Genomic DNA, 16,429 nt, shown 5'->3' on the forward strand with positions numbered 1-16,429 from the left:
ACGCTCGCTTGGCGCTATCCCGCGTCCGCGGCCTGCATGTGCCGCACATGCTCGGCTGCCTGCGCGTGCAGCCATTCGCGGAAGGCCAGGAAGCCACGGTGGCGTATCGAGCGCTGCGGGTACACCAGCCAATGCGGCCATGCGGTTTTCAGGCGCAGGTCCGACAACGCAACCAACTGGCCGGAATCCAGCAGCAGGCGCGCCCGCGTGACCCGTCCCAGCGCAACACCAACGCCGTCCAGTGCGGCGCGATGGTGGGCCTCGGAATCATCCAGCACCGCCACGAACCGCGCAGGCGGGCGTTCGCCGATCAGCGCGAACCATGCGCCCCACGCGCCGTCGGGGTCTCCCAGCAGCGGCCACTGCGCCAACGGGACGTGGCCGATGCCGCCCATGCGCTCGATCAGTGCAGGGCTGGCCATGGGCAGCAGCCATTCGTCGAACAACGGTTCCACCACCAGTCCCGGCCATTGTCCGCTGCCCAGCCGCAGTGCTGCATCGAACTGCAGTTGCCGGTCGAAGTCGATCAGCCGCTCGCTCGACTGCAGATTGATTTCGATTTGTGGATGCGCGGCCACGAAGTTGCCCAGCCGTGGCACCAGCCATGCGCTGGCCATCGACGGCACGGCACTGAGGGTGAGCACATGCTCGGGTCGCGCAGCGTAGGGCTGGAAGGCGTCGTTGATCGCATCCAAGTGGGGGCCGACCTGATCCAGCAGCCGCTGCCCTTCCAGGGTCAAGGCCACACCCCGCGCCTGCCGTATCAGCAGCGGCTGGCCCAGGCGCTCTTCGAGCTGGCGCATCTGATGGCTGAGCGCACTGACCGTCAGGTTCATCGACGCGGCGGCGCGGGACAGGTTGCCCAGGCGTGCGGCAGCGACGAAGCCCTGCAGGGCATGCAGCGGTGGGCGGGACATAAGCCTTGAATTCCTCTCAAGTCGACCTTGCGGAAATGTCGCTTTTTGCGCCCCCATGCTGCCCCTATCGTGCATTCCACTCAAGTGGAGGCACGATCATGAACATCTTCAGCGGTCTGTTGTTCCTGCAGGGTCATGTGACCAACGTTGCCCTGGCCCAGCGCCTGGCCGAACCGGTTCCCGCAGCGCCCGATGCGCGCCAGACACCGCGGCCGGCCAACGTCCCGGCCACCTCGGGAAGTGTCACCACCCGCGCTGCAGGTGCTCCGGCAACCACGGCTCCGGATCGATAGCGAGCGCGCGATACGCATCGATGGCTTCGCGCAGTGCGGCCACACCGACCGGCGTGCGCAGGCTTTCCTCTTCCGGCACCTGCGCTGCGGCCCAGTCATGCAGCCGGTCCAGACGCTGGACCATCGCCGCCCGCAGCCACAGCCGCAGCGGATACGTGTGATAGCCCTGCTGTGCCAGCGCACGTACCGCCTCGGCCAAGGCGGCGTTGGCCCCGCGCACCCATTCGGTGCGCCCACCAGCCTTGTCCTGCACCGTCATCGGCGCCGGCGCACGATGCAGCTTGAAGGGCCGGCGCAACTGCAGTTCCAGGTCACGCGCATCCCGCTCTGATTCCGCCTCGACCAGCGCGCCCGCTTCCAGATCGAAGAACTCGAACCAGCGCCTATGCAGCGCACTGATCCGACCCAGCGGATCGCGCGAGAAACCAATCTTCGCGTAGTCCTCCCAGGCACAGGGAAAGACATAAGCGAACACGCGTCCATCGATGCGGATATCGGAGTCCATGGCCACAGGATCACCTGACGGGCATTCGCAGGATGTGCAGCCAATGCCCACGACAGGCAAGCTTCCGGCTACGCTTGCACGCCATGCCTTCATCACACGCCCCTCGCCTGCCGGTGTCATCGATCACGATCGATGCCCTCTCCCTCGACATCCTCCAGCAGCAGCATGCGGAACTGCGACGACCGCCGGCCTCGCTGACCAAGCTGATGACGGCCTACACCGCGTATGACCTGCTCGCGCAGTCGGGCGGTTCGTGGTCGGACACGATCGCCATCGATCCGTGCGACGTACACGAGGTGGCCGACGATGAAACGCGGATGGGCCTGGTGCCCGGTGAACGCATCGCCCTCGGCAGACTGCTGGAGGGCCTGATGGTGGTTTCCGGCAACGATGCCGCGCTCGCCCTGGCCCGTCACCTGGCCGGATCGCAGGCGGCGTTCGCGCAGCACATGAACGACCACGCGCGGGCGCTGGGCCTGCACGATACGCACTTCATCTCCGCGTCCGGCATCACCACCCCGGGCCATCTGTCGACCGCGCGCGACATGGCGATGCTGGCCGCCCACCTGCTTGCCCGCTACCCCGATCTGCTGGCAATCACCGCACAGCGCAGCTTCGCGCACCGCACGCTGCAGAAGGCGAACCAGAACGCCCTGCTCGGCGAAAACGGTGTGGATGGCTTGAAGACCGGTTACACCCAGGCTGCGGGTTTCTGCCTGGCGGCCACCGCCCGTCGCTGGTGCGCTGGACACGCCCTGCCGCTGCGCCTGATCAACGTGGTGCTGGGCGCTGATTCCCGTGCGTCGCGCGATGAGCAGGTGCGGGCGCAGCTTGATGCGGGCTTTGCCATTGCCGCGGCGGCCGAGGCCCAGCGTGTGTGACGGGCAGACCGGGCAGACACCACGGGCAATGCGCTCTATAGTCCAGCGCCCGAAGGAGTACCCCATCGATGGATCGACGTCTCTTGTGCTGGATGCTTGCGCTGTTCTGCACGTTCTCTGCGGCACTCACCCATGCCGGTGAACTCGCTCCTGCCGAGAGCGACGCGCTGCAGAAGGACGTGCGATCGCTGCTGTCCACGTTCGCCCGCGTCGATACCGATGCCATGATCGCGCGCACCCATCCCAGCGTGAAGCGGTTTGCCGGCGGCGATGCGGCCTATGCCAAGGCCGCACGCGATGCGATGAAGACACTCGACGACATGGGCGTGAAGGTCATCAGCGATGATGTCGGTGAACCGACCCGCACCTATGCTGCCGGCGCCGAAGAAGTCTGCTTCGTGCCACGGACCACGGTGTTCACCGTCGACGCGCAGACGGTGAAAAGCCTCGCCTTCATGGTCGCCATCCGGCCGGTGGGCGGTACGCAGTGGCGCTACATCGATGGTGCCGCGATGCAGGCGATGCCGGAGCTGCTGCGACAGCTGTTGCCGGACCTGCAGCCTGACGTGCCACTGCCCCCGGTCCGCGTCGAGCAACTCCAGGTCGCTCCGCGCACATGATTCAGGTGCTGCGCTTGACGATGGCGACGATCACCCGCTCCAGCTCGGCCTCGGCGGCCGCATGTTCCACCGCATCGGCCGCAACCGCTTCAGACAGGGTTTCGGCGGCACCAAGGATGGCCCAGAGGCCGCTGGCCGGTACGACCTCTCCCGCTGCGAACGGTCCCAGCCACTGCGCGCACTTGTCGATGAAATCCTGCTGATAGCGACGGCGCACCTCCCGCAGTTCCGGCGATCCCGCCAGCGCAGCGAGAATGTCCTGGATCTCGCTGCCCTGTGACAGCACGCAATCGATATAGCCGGAGGCAATGGCATGCGCACGCTCCTTCAGCCGCGCCTTCGCGCTGCCGATGCGCTCATCGAAGACCACGGTCTGCCTCTGGTCATAGTCGGCATACAGCGCGGCCAGCAAACCGTTGCGGGTTTCGAAGTGGTCGTAGGCCAGCGGTTTGGCAACACCTGCCGCCTCCGCCAGACGACCCAACGTCAGCGCATCGGTTCCCTCTTCGCCGACCAGCGCCCACGCCACGTCCAGCAGCTGGCGGGCACGCTGTTCGCGGGTCAAGCGACGACGGGGCTCAGGCACGGCAGGGCTGGAAGACAAGGGTGATCGTCAGAGTGCAGGGGTTCCGATCTTACGTCCGATGTCCACCGCCGTCTGCAGATGCGTTGCGGCCATGCCGCTGTCGGCATCCAGCAGCAGCGTGGATGACAGCACCGGCGCTCCGCAGTAATCGAAGATGCCCTGGTCGATCTGGGTCTTCATCGCCTCGCCATAGCCGCGCCGGTCGATCATCTGCTGGCCGGCGCCGCCCAGCCCCACCAGATGCACCTGCAGCCGCTGCATCTTCTTTTCCACCTTGCCATCGGCACCTTCGTCATAGGCCCAGCCCTGGGTGAACACGCGATCGATCCAGCCCTTCAGCAGCGCCGGGAACGACCACCAGTAGAGCGGATAGACCAGCACGAGCGTGTCGGCCGCATCCAGCCGTGCGTGCTCGGCAGCCACATCGGCCGGCAGCGTCGTGGTCCTGCGGAAGAAGGCGTGGTCCTGCGCGTTGAAGCGTGGATCGAAACCTTCCGCCATCAGATCCACGGTGGTGACCGTGTTGCCGGCATTGGCGTTGACGATGGCCTCGCCGATCCGCGCCGCTACGGCGTGGGTGAGCGAGGAAGGTTCAGGGTGGGCGACAACGATATGGGTGTGCATGAGGGGGCTCTCGATCTCTTTAGTTACCAATAGTAACTATTGAGCGCACAGGCAACAGCATCACTGATAGGACGCTGTCGCGCGGCTCATGTGAGAACCCTGCATGCATGGGAACCCATGCCCTCCATGCAGCGTTCACCGAACCTGCTCCGGACTGCAACGGACGCCCACGTAAGGTCACCGCTCTCCCCCAGCAAAGGTGTCGACGCATGGCCATCAAGACCGCAGAAGACCTGTTCATCCACGAACTGTCCGATATCTACAGCGCCGAGAAGCAGCTGACCAAGGCTCTGCCGCGGCTGGCCCGCGCAGCAGAAAATCCCGAACTGGCCACCGCCTTCGAGACCCACCTGGAAGAAACCCAGGGCCAGATCGAACGCATCGACCGGGTTGTCGAGCTGCTGGGCATCCGCCTCAAGCGGATCAAGTGCGCGGCAATGGAAGGCCTGGTAGAGGAAGGAAAGGAAGTGATCGATACCATCGACGAAGGGCCGGTGCGCGATGCCGCCTTGATCGGTGGTGCACAGAAGGTCGAGCACTACGAAATCGCGTCCTACGGCACCATCGCCGCCCTGGCCAAGCAGCTGGGCTACAAAGAGGCGCTGCCGCTGCTGCTGGAAACGTTGGAAGAAGAAAAGGCCACTGACGAGAAACTGACGTTGCTGGCCAAGAGCGGCGGTAACGCGCGGGCTGCTCAGGCCGCCTGATTCCATGGCAGACGCATGGCCGAGGCCGCCAGGGAGGGCGGCCACGGCCAGCAGCAGAACACGCAGATCACAGTTGCGCCTTCGCGCCGAAAGCACACCAGGCAGCCATGGTCTTGATGCTGGAAAGCAGAAACTTTACGCACCACCGCAGCATTCGCACGACAACACACCATGCAAAGCAGCAATGAACGACCCGCGACACTTCCGCGCCTGCTCCTTGTGGAAGACCAGCTCGATCTGGCCGATCTGATGGAACAGGCCCTGACCGACGAAGGCAATGAGATAGCCCACGCCAACAGTGTCTTCGAGGCATTGGGCATGCTCGACAGTGGCCACTTCGACGGCGCTGTGCTGGACGTGGAACTTCGCGACGGCGTGGTGTTTCCCGTTGCCGATCGGCTGCTGGAGCTCGGCATCCCCTATCTTTTCGCTTCGGCGGTATACGACCAGCTGGTGCCGGTCAGGCATCGGTGTGCGCCCTTCCTGGCCAAGCCGTTCCATGTGCAGGGCCTGCAGCGCGCGGTACGTGAAGCGCTCGGCAGGACGCCCCCCTCACCTGCACCGTCGCACTGACCGGCCCGTACCTACGGCTTGAACAACCCGTTGAGCTCGGCACCTGACGGGGTGCCCGGCAGTGCGTCGAATGATCCGCTGCCGAGCATCTGCTCCGATGCCCTGAGGAAGCCTGCCCACGCACTGCGGGCCAGCGCACCGCCGACACTGACCCGGCGCACGCCAAGGCCGGCCGCCTGCTGCAGCGTCATCTGCCCGGGCGAACCGATCAGCAGGTTGACCGGCTTGCCACCGGCGGCATCCACTACGGCGCGGATCTGCGCTGCGCTGCGGATGCCAGGCGCATACAGGCAATCCGCACCCGCCTGCGCATAGGCGCGGATGCGGGCCAACGTGTCGTCCAGGTCAGGCCGCCCGACAAAGAAGTTTTCCGCGCGCCCCACCAGCATCACGTCGTGCCCGCTTTCGTCGATGGCACGGCGCGCTGCGCTGAGGCGCGCCACGCTGTCTTCGATGCTGCGCAGCGGATGTTCCGCATCGCCGGTGGAATCCTCGATCGACAGGCCGGCCACCCCGGTGTCGATCGCCATCGACACACTCTCGTGCACCGCCTCCGGGCTGCTGCCGAAACCATCTTCGAAGTCGGCGTTCACTGGCAGATCGGTTGCCGCCGCCATCGTCCGCAGATGGGCGAGGATCTCATCGCGACCCATCGCCCCATCAGGCTGCCCGTGGGCCCAGGCGTGGCCGGAGCTGGTGGTGGCCAATGCCTGCGCACCCAGCCGCGCCAGCGCCACGGCACTGCCAACATCCCATGGATTGGGCAGCAGGAAGCATCCGGATGCATGAAGCGCCCTGAAGGCAGCGCGGCGGTTCTGGATTGCGTCGGCACTCATCACGGACTCCTGGTTGATACGCCTTCCCAAGCTGCCAGCAGGACAACGATCACTTGGCAGCGCGCTTCACGCCACCGCCGCCCGGTGCCGCTGTCGTCTGCAACTGCAGCCCCTGCAGCACCGCCTTGTCCAGCTTCGCCGCCACGCCAACACTGCGCCCGGCCAGGTTGGCCACCTGGTACTGCACCGCCACGCCCAGCACCTGGGTCGCCTCGGACAACGTCAATCCATAGGCCTGGCGCAGCCACTGCAGCATGCCCGAGGTGGCGATGCGCAGCGCATCATCGCTGGAGCCGCCCTGGCCCAGGGTCATGATCTGCGTTGCCGATTCCACCCGCGGCGTTGTGATCGCATGCTGCTTCAGCAGCTCGACCTTCACCTCCACATCCAGCGACGTCTCCAGCGCCCACTGCGTGGTTTCGCCATCGCCCTGCAACGCATGGCCATCACCCAGGTACATCAGCGCGCCGGGCTGCTGCACGGGCAGGTAGACCGTATTGCCTTCGACCACGGCGTTGAAATCCATGTTGCCGCCGAAATCGGCGGTATCGCCGGTGGAGAAGGGTGGATAGCCGAAGCCGGGCGCCAGCGCCAGGCCGCCGAGCATCGGCTTCACCGGCACTTCGAAATGCCGCAGGCCACCACTTGCGCCCTGCGGACGGGCGACGCCCCTGCTGCGGTCCAGTTGCCAGCGCACGGGCTTGCCCAGCCCGCTGGCTTCGGCGGCCACCCGCGGTGTCTTCAAGCGCCCCACCAGGCCATCCAGGCTGTCGGCATGGTCGCGGTTGAGCTTCAGCGAGGTCAGCGTGATCGCCAGCGTATCGCCCGGTTCGGCACCGACCACGAAGAACGGCCCCACCTGCGGATTGCCGAACAGCGCACGGGTAACGCCGTTCTCGTCCACGCCGCCAGAATCCAGCGTGCGGGTCTGCACCGAGTCTCCCGGCCAGATCACCAGCACCGGCGCGCGGTCGGCGCTGAACGTATTGGAATAGTCGGTCGGCGTGAACACATGGCGTTGCGGTGCGGTCGAGGCCCGCGCCGGTACTTTCCAGGTACTGAAGGCGTGGACGGCACGCGCGTCGCGGTTGTTGGTGTCCGGCTGATCGCTCTGTCCCTGCATCCGCGCACCGTCAATGCGCCCATCGAACTGGTAGCGCTGGCCCTGGCTGTCCGTTGCGGTGAACACCATCTGTCCGGCGCTCAGGGTGCCGGTGACCGGGTCGGCATCCAGCCGACCGGCGATACGCCCGCCCTGCACGTCCAGATGCAGGGTCTGGTAGTTCCTGTTGCCCCACAGGTCGGTGGCAACGATCCATTGTTCGGCAGCCAGCGCATTCAAAGGCAGCATTGCCAGCAGAAGTGCGGGCAATCGCAGGGAGATAGGCAAGGCGGGCATCCGTGAACGCCGACATGGCGGGTAGGCGCAGTGTAGGAATGCCATGGCAACCTCCGCAGTGTCGAACGTAATGCGGCCCGGCAGCATCTCCCGGGCAGGGGGATGGTCGGCACGCGCAATTTCCTCTATCTATAGGAAGCCTCCCCGCGCCCGTCCGCCACGCAACCACGCGGACGAGGGCATTTTTCAAACAATTGTTTTAAACACCACTAATTTCGCCGAACTGGACAGCATCCTCAGCTTCCGCCAGACTGCCGCCCTTTCCCGTCAATCGGATCCCATGGCGAAGCTGCTGGTCCTGCATGGCCCCAACCTCAACCTGCTCGGCACCCGCGAGCCGGAGGTCTACGGCCACACCACGCTGGCGGACATCGACCAGGCGCTGGTCGCCCAGGCCGCTGCCGCAGGTCATGCGCTGGAGAGCCTGCAGTCCAACGCCGAGCACGTGCTGGTGGATCGTGTGCAGGCCGCGCGCAACGACGGAACCGCCTTCATCCTGATCAACCCGGCCGCCTTCACGCATACCTCGGTTGCCCTGCGCGATGCGCTGGCGGCGGTGGCCGTGCCGTTCATCGAGATCCACCTGTCCAACCCGCATACCCGCGAACCCTTCCGCCAGCACAGCTATTTCAGCGACAAGGCCGTTGGCGTGGTGTGTGGCTTCGGCGCCGACAGCTACCGCTATGCGATGGACGCGGCGTTGGCACGCGTGCAGGCTGCCGCCGCGTCATGAGCCTGTCGCGCGTCCTCGCCAGCGTTGTGCTGTGGGCCGGCCTGTGCGGCGTTGCCGCCGCGTCCGACCGTGAGGTCGAAGGCATCGACTGCGCGCACCCGACCACCACGATGGAGAGCGACCTGTGCGCCTCGGACGTGGCAGCGGCCGCCGACGTCGAACTCAATGCCGTCTACGCCCAGGCCCGCAGGCAGCTGCGCACGCCGGCCAACGGTGGCAGCTGCAGCTACTGCGGCAACGCCGAACAGGAACTGGTGCTGGCCCAGCGCGCATGGATGCAGCTGCGCGATCACGACTGCCAGGCGGTGTACGCCCTCAATTCCGACGGCACCGCGCGCAATGGCGCACAGATGCGCTGCCTGATCACCCTCGCGCGCGACCGTACCCGGCAGCTGCGCGACTTCTACGAACTGCTTTGACCCGAGCGCAACGCGCTTCCCACCACACTGACATCAAAGAGCAAAGAGGCCACCATGGATCTCCGCAAAATCAAGAAGCTGATCGACCTGCTGGAAGAGTCGAACCTGGCTGAAATCGAAATCAAGGAAGGCGAAGAGTCGGTGCGCCTGTCGCGCGCTCCGGTGTCCGGCTACGGCATGATGCAGGCCCAGCCGCAGATGATGATGGCCGCCCCGGCCGTCGCCCAGCCGGCTACCCCGGCAATGCCGATGCAGTCGCCGACCGAAGCCTCCACCGGCGGCACCGCCAAGCCGGGCAACGCGCTGCCGGAAGGCCACGTGCTGCGCTCGCCGATGGTCGGCACCTTCTACGCCTCGTCCGCACCGGACAAGCCGGCGTTCGTCAGCATCGGCCAGCAGGTCAAGGCCGGCGAGACGTTGGCCATCATCGAAGCGATGAAGATGTTCAACCCGATCGAAGCCGATGCGTCGGGCACCATCGTCGCCATCCTCGGCGAGAACGGCCAGCCGGTGGAATTCGACCAGCCGCTGTTCGTGATCGGCTAAGGGGCGGCTGCCATGCTCGACAAAGTCGTCATCGCCAACCGAGGGGAAATCGCGCTGCGCATCCTGCGCGCGTGCAACACCCTGGGCATCCGCACGGTGGCCGTGCACTCCACGGTCGACCGCAACCTCAAGCACGTGGCCATGGCCGATGAATCGGTCTGCATCGGTCCGGCGCCGTCGGCGGAAAGCTACCTCAACATTCCGGCGTTGATCGCCGCGGCCGAGGTCACCGACGCCCAGGCCATCCACCCGGGGTATGGCTTCCTGTCCGAGAACGCCAACTTCGCCGAGCGCGTGGAAGAGTCCGGCTTCATCTTCATCGGCCCGAAGGCAGACACCATCCGCCTGATGGGCGACAAGGTCGAAGCGATCCGCGCCATGAAGTCCGCCGGTGTGCCGTGCGTGCCCGGCTCGGGCGGCCCGCTCGGCGATGACATCGTCGCCAACACCAAGATCGCCCGTGAGATCGGCTACCCGGTCATCATCAAGGCGGCCGGCGGCGGCGGTGGCCGCGGCATGCGCGTGGTGCACGCCGAAGCCTCGCTGAAGACCTCCATCGAGACCACCAAGAGCGAGGCCAAGGCCGCGTTCGGCAATGGCGAGGTCTACATGGAGAAGTTCCTGGAGAATCCGCGCCACGTGGAGATCCAGGTACTGGCCGACGGCCAGGGCAATGCCATCCATCTCGGCGAGCGCGACTGCTCGATGCAGCGTCGTCACCAGAAGGTGGTCGAGGAAGCACCGGCACCGGGCATCACCACCGAGCAGCGCGAGCAGATCGGCAAGGTGTGCGTGGAAGCCTGCATCCGCATCGGCTACCGCGGCGCCGGCACCTTCGAGTTCCTGTACGAAGACGGCCGTTTCTACTTCATCGAGATGAACACCCGCATCCAGGTGGAGCACCCGGTCACCGAGATGGTCACCGGCATCGACCTGGTCGCCGAACAGCTGAAGATCGCTGCCGGCCAGAAGCTGTCGATCAAGCAGAGCGACGTGGTGCTGAGCGGTCATGCGATCGAGTGCCGCATCAACGCCGAAGACGCCGAAACCTTCGTGCCGAGCCCGGGCACCATCACCGGCTTCCACGCACCGGGTGGCCCCGGCGTGCGCGTCGATACCCACATCTACAGTGGCTACCGCGTGCCGTCGAACTACGACTCGATGATCGGCAAGCTGATCGTGCACGGCCCGGACCGCGAGACCGCCATCGCCCGCATGCGGGTGGCGCTGAGCGAGATGGTGGTCGATGGCATCAAGACCAACATCGCCCTGCAGCAGCGCATCATGCGTGACAAGGGCTTCCAGGCCGGTGGCCAGAACATCCACTATCTGGAAAAGCGCCTTGCCGAGCGCAAGAGCAAGCCGATCGCGTTGACCTGATCGGCTGCGGTTGTCGCTGCACACGAAAAGGGCGGGGATTTCCCTGCCCTTTTCTGTTTACCGTCCGGTAGCGCGCCGGGCCATGCCCGGCGCTACCTTCAACGCTTGTCGGCAACTTCCGCAGGAATCTGCGAGTTCGCCAAAGGACGCACGCCGTTCGGCGAGGTCGGATCGACGATCACCATGGTCTCGCTGGAGCCATCCGGCCACACCACCTGGAAGGTGCTGCCAGCCGGCAACGACGAGAACGGCACGCCACTCTGCGCGCGGTAAACGGCGGCAACCTGGCTGGCGCCTGCACGGCGCACGTCTTCCTGTGTCTTCACCGAGGTCAGTTCCACCTTCGACAGACGCCGGTAGCGGTCCTCGTAGGTGTCGATCATCAGCAGGCCTACCGCACCTGCCGAATACGCCACAAACAACACCACCCAGAACCAGAACTTGGCCCCATGCAGGAATCGACGGTAATTCATCGTCCGTCCCTCGTTCCAATCAATCGCTTGATCCATTCCTTCATTTTCCCCGCACCTTGCCGCGAAACCGCGGCGTCATACACAAAATCACGGAAGTCCTGCGTTCCATCCGGCGAACAGATCCCTCCATTCGCACAAAAGCTGTTGACCAGCACGCTGTCGGCTCCACAGGGAAGACCGAGTTCGCAGGCCGCAACCCGCCATGCCAGTTCACTGAGCTGTTCTCCGGCGACCATGCCGACGAGCGCCTTGTCGCCGGCCGCGCGCAACCCCATGCCCGGCGCGATCGCCATATAGGCTTCCGGATCGCGCGAGGTACGTACGCGCTCGACCAGGTCACGACGGTACTGCTCGTTGTCGTGCAGCGGCTCACCTTCCGCAAACAGTGCCGCTTCGGCAGCGAGGTTGCCCTGCTGGGCCGCACGACGCCGCTCGCCGAGCACCAGCGCCGGCCCCAGCTTGTCGCCGGGCACGAAGCCACCGCAGCGCTGCGCCACCCGCTCGCGCGCCTCCACCATCTCCGGTGCAGCACTCAGGCCAAGGCCGGACAGCACGTTGTTGTCCAAGCGGTAGCCACCCGGATCAACGGCGTACTGCGCGCAGTAGTCGTAGACCCGGCTGAGCATCCAGCGCGCCTCGTGGTTGCCCTGGTCGGCCTGCACACGCAGGCGCTGCGCGTAGGCGTACAGATCGGTGGCACCTTCGATGTCGGCGCGGATGTCCAGCGGCAGGCCCGAAGGCAGCGCGGTGCCACGTTCAAAAGCGGCGAGGCGGCGTGCCAGGGCTTCCGGCATCACCGGTGCCAGCGTCCCCTGCGTATCGCCGGCCTGGGCAGCCAGCGGCACATCGACGTGCGCGACCATGTCCCGGCTGTGGCCATTGGCCCGATAACCGGCCACGCCCAGCACGGCCACGGCCGGCAGGACGAGCAACCAGGTTTTCAGGGTCGGGGCGAAAGCCATCGGCAACGGTCGGTGGTACGGCGCACAGGAAAGCGCCGAGTTTAGCAAGGCCCGTCAGGCCTGTCTGAATCGGCTTCGTTCATCTCAAGGCATACGGAGACGCCCTGATGGTCTAGCATGGCCCCCTTTCCCGCGATTGCCCTCACCGCCATGCCGTTTCTGGAACTGACCCTGCGTTGCACCGAAGCCACCCAGCCCCGCTATGAGAATGCGCTGGAGGACGTCGGCGCGCTGGCGGTGACCCTGCTTGATGCCCAAGCCGACACCAGCAACGAGCAGGCCATCCTGGAACCCGGCGTGGGTGAGACTCCGCTGTGGGACACCCTCGTGCTCAGCGCGCTGTTCCCGGCCGACAGCAACGCCCTGCTGCTGCTGGCCGCGCTGGAAGCGTTCGACCCGGAGCTGGACTGGAGCAGCGGCAGCTTCCGCGCCGTGGAAGACCAGGACTGGGAGCGCGCGTGGCTGGACCAGTTCCAGCCGATGGACTTCGGCAGCCGCACCTGGATCGTGCCGTGGAACCATGAGCTGCCGGAGGCCGCGCAGGCTGCCGACGCCGCCATCGTGCGCCTCGACCCGGGCCTGGCGTTCGGCTCGGGCACCCACCCGACCACCGCGCTGTGCCTGCGCTGGCTGGACCAGTTGGCCGTTGATGGCCAGCTGCGGGGCCAGCGCGTACTCGACTTCGGCTGTGGCTCGGGCATTCTCGCCCTGGCCGCGTTGAAGCTTGGTGCCGCCCAGGCCATCGGCGTGGACAACGACCCGCAGGCGCTGATCGCCACCGCCGACAATGCCGAACGCAATGGCGAACAGGCACGCATGCAGGTGTACCTGCCGCAGGACGAGCCGGTTGCCACCTATCCGATCGTGGTCGCCAACATCCTGGCCTCCGCGCTGGATGCACTGGCCGAACTGCTGGCCGCCCGTGTCGCCACCGGTGGTCGCATTGCCCTGTCGGGCATCCTGCATGGCCAGGAAGACGAACTGCTGCAGCGCTATGCGGCGTGGTTCGACGACCTGCAGGCCACCCAGGACGGCGACTGGATGCGTATCACCGGCGTACGCCGCGCCTGATCGTGGTTGAATGACCGCTGGATCCGAGCCCGCGCCCTGAGCATGTCCGAGCCGAACCCACCGCGCCGTCCCCTGGCCACGTTCCTGCGCACCGCGCAGGAACGCGATGCCACGCCTGAAGCCACCGGACCGCGCGAACCGGTGGCGACCGATGCAGCGCCGGTGATCGACGACATCGACCCGGCAACGGACATCGTGGCGGCAACAGAAGCAGAATCGCTGGTTGCCGATGATCCAATAATCGAACCGGCCTTCACTGCCACACCCGGCATCGTTGCCACCGTCGCCGATGCGCCCAGCTTCCTCGGCGCGCGCCCACGGGCGCAGCCAACCCCTCGCTGGCATTGGCTGCTGGTGGCCGCATTGGCGCTGCTGCTGTTGCTGCAGAGCGTGCTTGCCGATCGTGCACGGCTGGCCGCCGATGCCGGCACCCGGCCGTGGATCGGCGCGCTGTGCAACGTGCTGCGCTGCACGCTGCCCGCCTGGCGCGAGCCCGCTGCGTTCACCATGACCAGCCGTGAAATCCGCCCGTTGCCGGCCCAGGCGGGCGTCCTGCAGATCCAGGCCAGCATCCGCAACGACGCGCGCTGGCCGCAGGCATGGCCGGATCTGCGCCTGTCGCTGTCCGATGCCGATGGTCGCGTGATCGGCACCGGCGTGTTCACACCGGCGCAGTACCTCGGTGAAAACCCCGGGGCGGCCCCGCTGGAACCGGGTCAAAGCGCACGCATCGCCTTCCGTGTGCAGGAGCCTGCCGCATCCACGGTCGCATTCACCTTCGAGTTCCTTTGACCTTGGCCGGACCGTCCGGCCGTGGCAGGTCGGGCACGCTCGCGCTAGACTGACCACCATCACCTCATCCGGTCCGGCGCCCCGCGTGCATGGACCAACCAGATCGGGAACCCCCTTGAACGCTGTCCTTTCTCGTCCTGACAACAGTCGTGGCGCTGCCCGGCCACCGCTGCGCGAACACGTGGCCCAGTCCGTGCGCCGTTACCTGCGCGACCTCGATGGATGCGATGCGGACGATGTCTACGAAATCGTGCTGCGCGAGATGGAGATTCCACTGTTCGTGGAAGTGCTCAACCATTGCGAAGGCAACCAGAGCCGCGCGGCCGCGATGCTGGGCATCCACCGCGCCACCCTGCGCAAGAAGCTGAAGGAATACGGCATCAGCGCGTAAGCGCAGCACGCCGGGCATGGCCCGGCGCTACCGATTCCGGGTCCGCCTGGTTCCAGTAGATCCACGCCATGCGTGGATGGCCCTCCGGCGGAATCAGCCGCCGCCGCCCGCCTTCCAGTAATACCGCACCACGTGGAAGAACACCGGCGCGGCGAAGCACACTGAATCCAGCCGATCGAGCATGCCGCCATGGCCCTCGATCATGTTGCCCCAGTCCTTGATGCCGCGGTCGCGCTTGATCGCCGACATCACCAGGCCGCCCCAGAACCCCATCAGGTTGATCAGCAGCGACAGGCCGAACGCCTGCAGTGGCGTGAACGGGGTGATCCACCAGAGCGCGGCTCCCAGCGCGCTGGCACAGAGCACGCCGCCGACGAAGCCCTCCACCGTCTTCGACGGCGACAGCTTCGGCGCGATCAGGTGCTTGCCCAGCAGCTTGCCCCAGATGTACTGCAGCACGTCCGACGACTGCACCACGATCACCAGGAAGGCGAACAGCAGCACGTTGCGCGCCGGATCGTAGCCCGGCACACGCAGGTTCAGCAGCAGCGGCACGTGCGAGATGCAGAACACGCAGATCATCAGGCCCCACTGCACCTTCGACGTGCGCTCCAGGTAGTGGGTGGTATCACCGCCGATGGTGGCCAGGATCGGCAGGAACAGGAACGCATATACCGGAATCAACAGCGTGTACATGCCATACCAGTCGATCCACACGAGGTAGTACTGCCACGGCAGCACGATGTAGAACGCGGCCAGCAAGGCGTAGTAATCGCCTGATCGTGTCGGTGCCAGGGTGATGAACTCACGCAGTGCGAACAGCGAGATGATCGCGAACAGCACGATCACGCCGGCGCGTCCGAAGAACAGCGCCAGCCCCACCACGATGGCCATTACCCACCACGCGCGGATACGCGAGACCAGGTTGGCGATCACCGCGCTGGGCTTGCCGCGCTGGCGCCAGCGCAGGGTTTCTGACACCAGCGTGGCCAGCACCAGCACCGCACCCACACCGGCGAACAGCAGGCCGGTCTGCTGGCCCACACTGCGTGCGGCCAGATCACCGGACATATCGATCATGAAGCTCATGCGCGGCCTCCGTTCGGGGCCAGGGCCAGCAGCGCCTGCCGGCTGCGCGCCAGGAACGCGGCCTTGTCCTCATCGGCCTGCAGCCGCAGCGGCGTACCGAAGGTCGCCGTGCACAGCAGCGGCAGCGGCAGGAAACGCCCCTTCGGCATCACCCGCTTGAGGTTGTCGATCCACACCGGCACGAACTCCAGCTCCGGGCGTTGCCGGGCCAGGTGGTAGATGCCGCTCTTGAACGGCAGCAGCGGCTCATCGCCGATGTTGCGCGTGCCTTCCGGAAACAGGATCAACGAACAGCCCTCATCCACCGCATCACGCAGCACCTGCAGAGGATCCTGATGGCGGTTGCCCGCCTCACGTTCCACCAGCACGCCATTGAACACCGCGTCGATCAGATAGCGACGCAGACCATCGCGCTGCCAGTACTCGGCGGCGGCGACCGGCCGCACCTGGCGCCGCAGTGCCGGCGGCATCGACGACCAGATCAGCACGAAATCACCATGGCTGGCATGGTTGCCGTAGTAGACGCGGTGCTCGCTGGACGGCGCGCAGCCGACCCACAGCGCGCGTGCGCCGGTCACTACATGGATGGCCGCACTGCAGGCGCGGGCGATCAGTTCAGCGAACATCGGCAC

The 16,429-nt window shown here is 66.1% G+C and carries 22 protein-coding genes; 12 read left to right on the forward strand and 10 right to left on the reverse strand.

The genetic code is table 11. The features are described from left to right. Positions 1–14: 14 nt before the first annotated feature. Positions 15–917, reverse strand: coding sequence for a LysR substrate-binding domain-containing protein (locus QP457_RS19385; RefSeq protein ID WP_205405133.1), 903 nt, complete (start codon positions 915–917; stop codon positions 15–17). A gap of 98 nt (positions 918–1,015) precedes the next feature. Here QP457_RS19385 and QP457_RS19390 point away from each other — a divergent pair, with 98 nt between their 5' ends. Continuing rightward, positions 1,016–1,210: a hypothetical protein gene (locus tag QP457_RS19390; protein ID WP_205405134.1), complete on the forward strand. Its 195-nt coding sequence runs from the start codon at positions 1,016–1,018 to the stop codon at positions 1,208–1,210. Here QP457_RS19390 and QP457_RS19395 read toward each other — a convergent pair. Beyond that, a complete protein-coding gene (locus tag QP457_RS19395) occupies positions 1,161–1,715 on the reverse strand; it encodes a GIY-YIG nuclease family protein (RefSeq protein ID WP_180165320.1) in 555 nt (184 codons plus the stop codon). The genes QP457_RS19390 and QP457_RS19395 overlap by 50 nt on opposite strands. Before the next feature lie 83 nt (positions 1,716–1,798). On the opposite strand from QP457_RS19395, the gene QP457_RS19400 reads away from it, so the two are divergent. Continuing rightward, complete coding sequence (locus tag QP457_RS19400; RefSeq protein WP_205405135.1) at positions 1,799–2,596, forward strand: serine hydrolase; 798 nt, start codon at positions 1,799–1,801, stop codon at positions 2,594–2,596. Positions 2,597–2,664: 68 nt separating this feature from the next. Further along, the gene (locus QP457_RS19405; protein ID WP_205405136.1) at positions 2,665–3,216 is read left to right on the forward strand and encodes a hypothetical protein; all 552 of its coding nucleotides are present in this window, start codon (positions 2,665–2,667) and stop codon (positions 3,214–3,216) included. Position 3,217: 1 nt separating this feature from the next. Here the strand turns inward: QP457_RS19405 and QP457_RS19410 are convergent, their stop codons facing one another. Continuing rightward, a complete protein-coding gene (locus QP457_RS19410) occupies positions 3,218–3,781 on the reverse strand; it encodes a TetR/AcrR family transcriptional regulator (protein ID WP_205405155.1) in 564 nt (187 codons plus the stop codon). Positions 3,782–3,829: 48 nt separating this feature from the next. After that, on the reverse strand, positions 3,830–4,426 hold the full coding sequence (locus QP457_RS19415) for an NAD(P)H-dependent oxidoreductase (protein WP_205405137.1): 597 nt from the start codon (positions 4,424–4,426) through the stop codon (positions 3,830–3,832). 209 nt (positions 4,427–4,635) lie between these two features. On the opposite strand from QP457_RS19415, the gene QP457_RS19420 reads away from it, so the two are divergent. After that, positions 4,636–5,133, forward strand: a complete 498-nt coding sequence (locus tag QP457_RS19420; RefSeq protein ID WP_100553777.1) for a DUF892 family protein — start codon at positions 4,636–4,638, stop codon at positions 5,131–5,133. Positions 5,134–5,304: 171 nt separating this feature from the next. After that, positions 5,305–5,706: a response regulator gene (locus QP457_RS19425; RefSeq protein WP_205405138.1), complete on the forward strand. Its 402-nt coding sequence runs from the start codon at positions 5,305–5,307 to the stop codon at positions 5,704–5,706. 11 nt (positions 5,707–5,717) lie between these two features. Here QP457_RS19425 and QP457_RS19430 read toward each other — a convergent pair whose 3' ends face one another. Together QP457_RS19430 and QP457_RS19435 are read right to left on the reverse strand one after the other, a co-directional pair. After that, on the reverse strand, positions 5,718–6,545 hold the full coding sequence (locus QP457_RS19430) for an isocitrate lyase/phosphoenolpyruvate mutase family protein (RefSeq protein ID WP_205405139.1): 828 nt from the start codon (positions 6,543–6,545) through the stop codon (positions 5,718–5,720). A 46-nt stretch (positions 6,546–6,591) separates the two neighbouring features. After that, positions 6,592–7,932 (reverse strand): acetamidase/formamidase family protein, encoded by a 1,341-nt coding sequence (locus QP457_RS19435; protein ID WP_205405140.1) that lies wholly within the window; start codon positions 7,930–7,932, stop codon positions 6,592–6,594. 289 nt (positions 7,933–8,221) lie between these two features. Between QP457_RS19435 and aroQ the strand changes: the two genes are divergently transcribed. From aroQ to accC, 4 genes are read left to right on the forward strand one after another with little or no spacing between them, the layout of a single operon-like run. Beyond that, complete coding sequence (gene aroQ / locus QP457_RS19440) at positions 8,222–8,674, forward strand: type II 3-dehydroquinate dehydratase (RefSeq protein ID WP_100462212.1); 453 nt, start codon at positions 8,222–8,224, stop codon at positions 8,672–8,674. Beyond that, positions 8,671–9,093, forward strand: coding sequence for a lysozyme inhibitor LprI family protein (locus QP457_RS19445; protein ID WP_205405141.1), 423 nt, complete (start codon positions 8,671–8,673; stop codon positions 9,091–9,093). The genes aroQ and QP457_RS19445 overlap by 4 nt, the downstream gene beginning before the upstream one ends. 54 nt (positions 9,094–9,147) lie before the next feature. Then, positions 9,148–9,639, forward strand: coding sequence for an acetyl-CoA carboxylase biotin carboxyl carrier protein (gene accB, locus QP457_RS19450; RefSeq protein ID WP_180165303.1), 492 nt, complete (start codon positions 9,148–9,150; stop codon positions 9,637–9,639). Between the two features lie 12 nt (positions 9,640–9,651). Continuing rightward, entirely contained in the window at positions 9,652–11,019 is a 1,368-nt protein-coding gene (gene accC, locus QP457_RS19455; RefSeq protein WP_099820474.1) for an acetyl-CoA carboxylase biotin carboxylase subunit, read from the forward strand. A gap of 98 nt (positions 11,020–11,117) precedes the next feature. Here accC and QP457_RS19460 read toward each other — a convergent pair whose 3' ends face one another. Beyond that, the gene (locus tag QP457_RS19460; RefSeq protein ID WP_100462209.1) at positions 11,118–11,492 is read right to left on the reverse strand and encodes a hypothetical protein; all 375 of its coding nucleotides are present in this window, start codon (positions 11,490–11,492) and stop codon (positions 11,118–11,120) included. Next, complete coding sequence (locus QP457_RS19465; RefSeq protein WP_180165301.1) at positions 11,489–12,454, reverse strand: hypothetical protein; 966 nt, start codon at positions 12,452–12,454, stop codon at positions 11,489–11,491. The genes QP457_RS19460 and QP457_RS19465 overlap by 4 nt, the downstream gene beginning before the upstream one ends. 150 nt (positions 12,455–12,604) lie before the next feature. Here QP457_RS19465 and prmA point away from each other — a divergent pair, with 150 nt between their 5' ends. The 3 genes from prmA to fis all read left to right on the forward strand — a co-directional run bounded on the left by prmA (position 12,605) and on the right by fis (position 14,708). Beyond that, entirely contained in the window at positions 12,605–13,525 is a 921-nt protein-coding gene (gene prmA / locus QP457_RS19470; RefSeq protein ID WP_180165630.1) for a 50S ribosomal protein L11 methyltransferase, read from the forward strand. A 42-nt stretch (positions 13,526–13,567) separates the two neighbouring features. Beyond that, positions 13,568–14,317, forward strand: coding sequence for a DUF3426 domain-containing protein (locus tag QP457_RS19475; RefSeq protein WP_180165300.1), 750 nt, complete (start codon positions 13,568–13,570; stop codon positions 14,315–14,317). 115 nt (positions 14,318–14,432) lie between these two features. Continuing rightward, on the forward strand, positions 14,433–14,708 hold the full coding sequence (gene fis / locus QP457_RS19480) for a DNA-binding transcriptional regulator Fis (RefSeq protein WP_006397198.1): 276 nt from the start codon (positions 14,433–14,435) through the stop codon (positions 14,706–14,708). Positions 14,709–14,801: 93 nt separating this feature from the next. Here the strand turns inward: fis and QP457_RS19485 are convergent, their stop codons facing one another. Both QP457_RS19485 and QP457_RS19490 read right to left on the reverse strand, forming a co-directional pair. Next, on the reverse strand, positions 14,802–15,797 hold the full coding sequence (locus tag QP457_RS19485; protein WP_100553783.1) for a phosphatidate cytidylyltransferase: 996 nt from the start codon (positions 15,795–15,797) through the stop codon (positions 14,802–14,804). Further along, on the reverse strand, positions 15,794–16,423 hold the full coding sequence (locus tag QP457_RS19490) for a lysophospholipid acyltransferase family protein (protein WP_025878621.1): 630 nt from the start codon (positions 16,421–16,423) through the stop codon (positions 15,794–15,796). Before QP457_RS19490 ends, QP457_RS19485 begins: the two co-directional genes overlap by 4 nt. Positions 16,424–16,429 lie beyond the last annotated feature (6 nt).

This window comes from Stenotrophomonas sp. As-7, from assembly GCF_030291015.1.
Classification (GTDB): domain Bacteria; phylum Pseudomonadota; class Gammaproteobacteria; order Xanthomonadales; family Xanthomonadaceae; genus Stenotrophomonas; species Stenotrophomonas lactitubi.

Excerpts from the sequence above, each read along its gene's own strand:
- QP457_RS19385 (WP_205405133.1), bottom strand. The coding sequence starts at position 917 with ATGTCCCGCCCACCGCTGCATGCCCTGCAGGGCTTCGTCGCTGCCGCA.
- QP457_RS19390 (WP_205405134.1), top strand. The coding sequence starts at position 1,016 with ATGAACATCTTCAGCGGTCTGTTGTTCCTGCAGGGTCATGTGACCAAC.
- QP457_RS19395 (WP_180165320.1), bottom strand. The coding sequence starts at position 1,715 with ATGGACTCCGATATCCGCATCGATGGACGCGTGTTCGCTTATGTCTTT.
- QP457_RS19400 (WP_205405135.1), top strand. The coding sequence starts at position 1,799 with ATGCCTTCATCACACGCCCCTCGCCTGCCGGTGTCATCGATCACGATC.
- QP457_RS19405 (WP_205405136.1), top strand. The coding sequence starts at position 2,665 with ATGGATCGACGTCTCTTGTGCTGGATGCTTGCGCTGTTCTGCACGTTC.
- QP457_RS19415 (WP_205405137.1), bottom strand. The coding sequence starts at position 4,426 with ATGCACACCCATATCGTTGTCGCCCACCCTGAACCTTCCTCGCTCACC.
- QP457_RS19420 (WP_100553777.1), top strand. The coding sequence starts at position 4,636 with ATGGCCATCAAGACCGCAGAAGACCTGTTCATCCACGAACTGTCCGAT.
- QP457_RS19425 (WP_205405138.1), top strand. The coding sequence starts at position 5,305 with ATGCAAAGCAGCAATGAACGACCCGCGACACTTCCGCGCCTGCTCCTT.
- aroQ (WP_100462212.1), top strand. The coding sequence starts at position 8,222 with ATGGCGAAGCTGCTGGTCCTGCATGGCCCCAACCTCAACCTGCTCGGC.
- QP457_RS19445 (WP_205405141.1), top strand. The coding sequence starts at position 8,671 with ATGAGCCTGTCGCGCGTCCTCGCCAGCGTTGTGCTGTGGGCCGGCCTG.
- accB (WP_180165303.1), top strand. The coding sequence starts at position 9,148 with ATGGATCTCCGCAAAATCAAGAAGCTGATCGACCTGCTGGAAGAGTCG.
- accC (WP_099820474.1), top strand. The coding sequence starts at position 9,652 with ATGCTCGACAAAGTCGTCATCGCCAACCGAGGGGAAATCGCGCTGCGC.
- QP457_RS19460 (WP_100462209.1), bottom strand. The coding sequence starts at position 11,492 with ATGAATTACCGTCGATTCCTGCATGGGGCCAAGTTCTGGTTCTGGGTG.
- QP457_RS19465 (WP_180165301.1), bottom strand. The coding sequence starts at position 12,454 with ATGGCTTTCGCCCCGACCCTGAAAACCTGGTTGCTCGTCCTGCCGGCC.
- prmA (WP_180165630.1), top strand. The coding sequence starts at position 12,605 with ATGCCGTTTCTGGAACTGACCCTGCGTTGCACCGAAGCCACCCAGCCC.
- QP457_RS19475 (WP_180165300.1), top strand. The coding sequence starts at position 13,568 with ATGTCCGAGCCGAACCCACCGCGCCGTCCCCTGGCCACGTTCCTGCGC.
- QP457_RS19485 (WP_100553783.1), bottom strand. The coding sequence starts at position 15,797 with ATGAGCTTCATGATCGATATGTCCGGTGATCTGGCCGCACGCAGTGTG.
- QP457_RS19490 (WP_025878621.1), bottom strand. The coding sequence starts at position 16,423 with ATGTTCGCTGAACTGATCGCCCGCGCCTGCAGTGCGGCCATCCATGTA.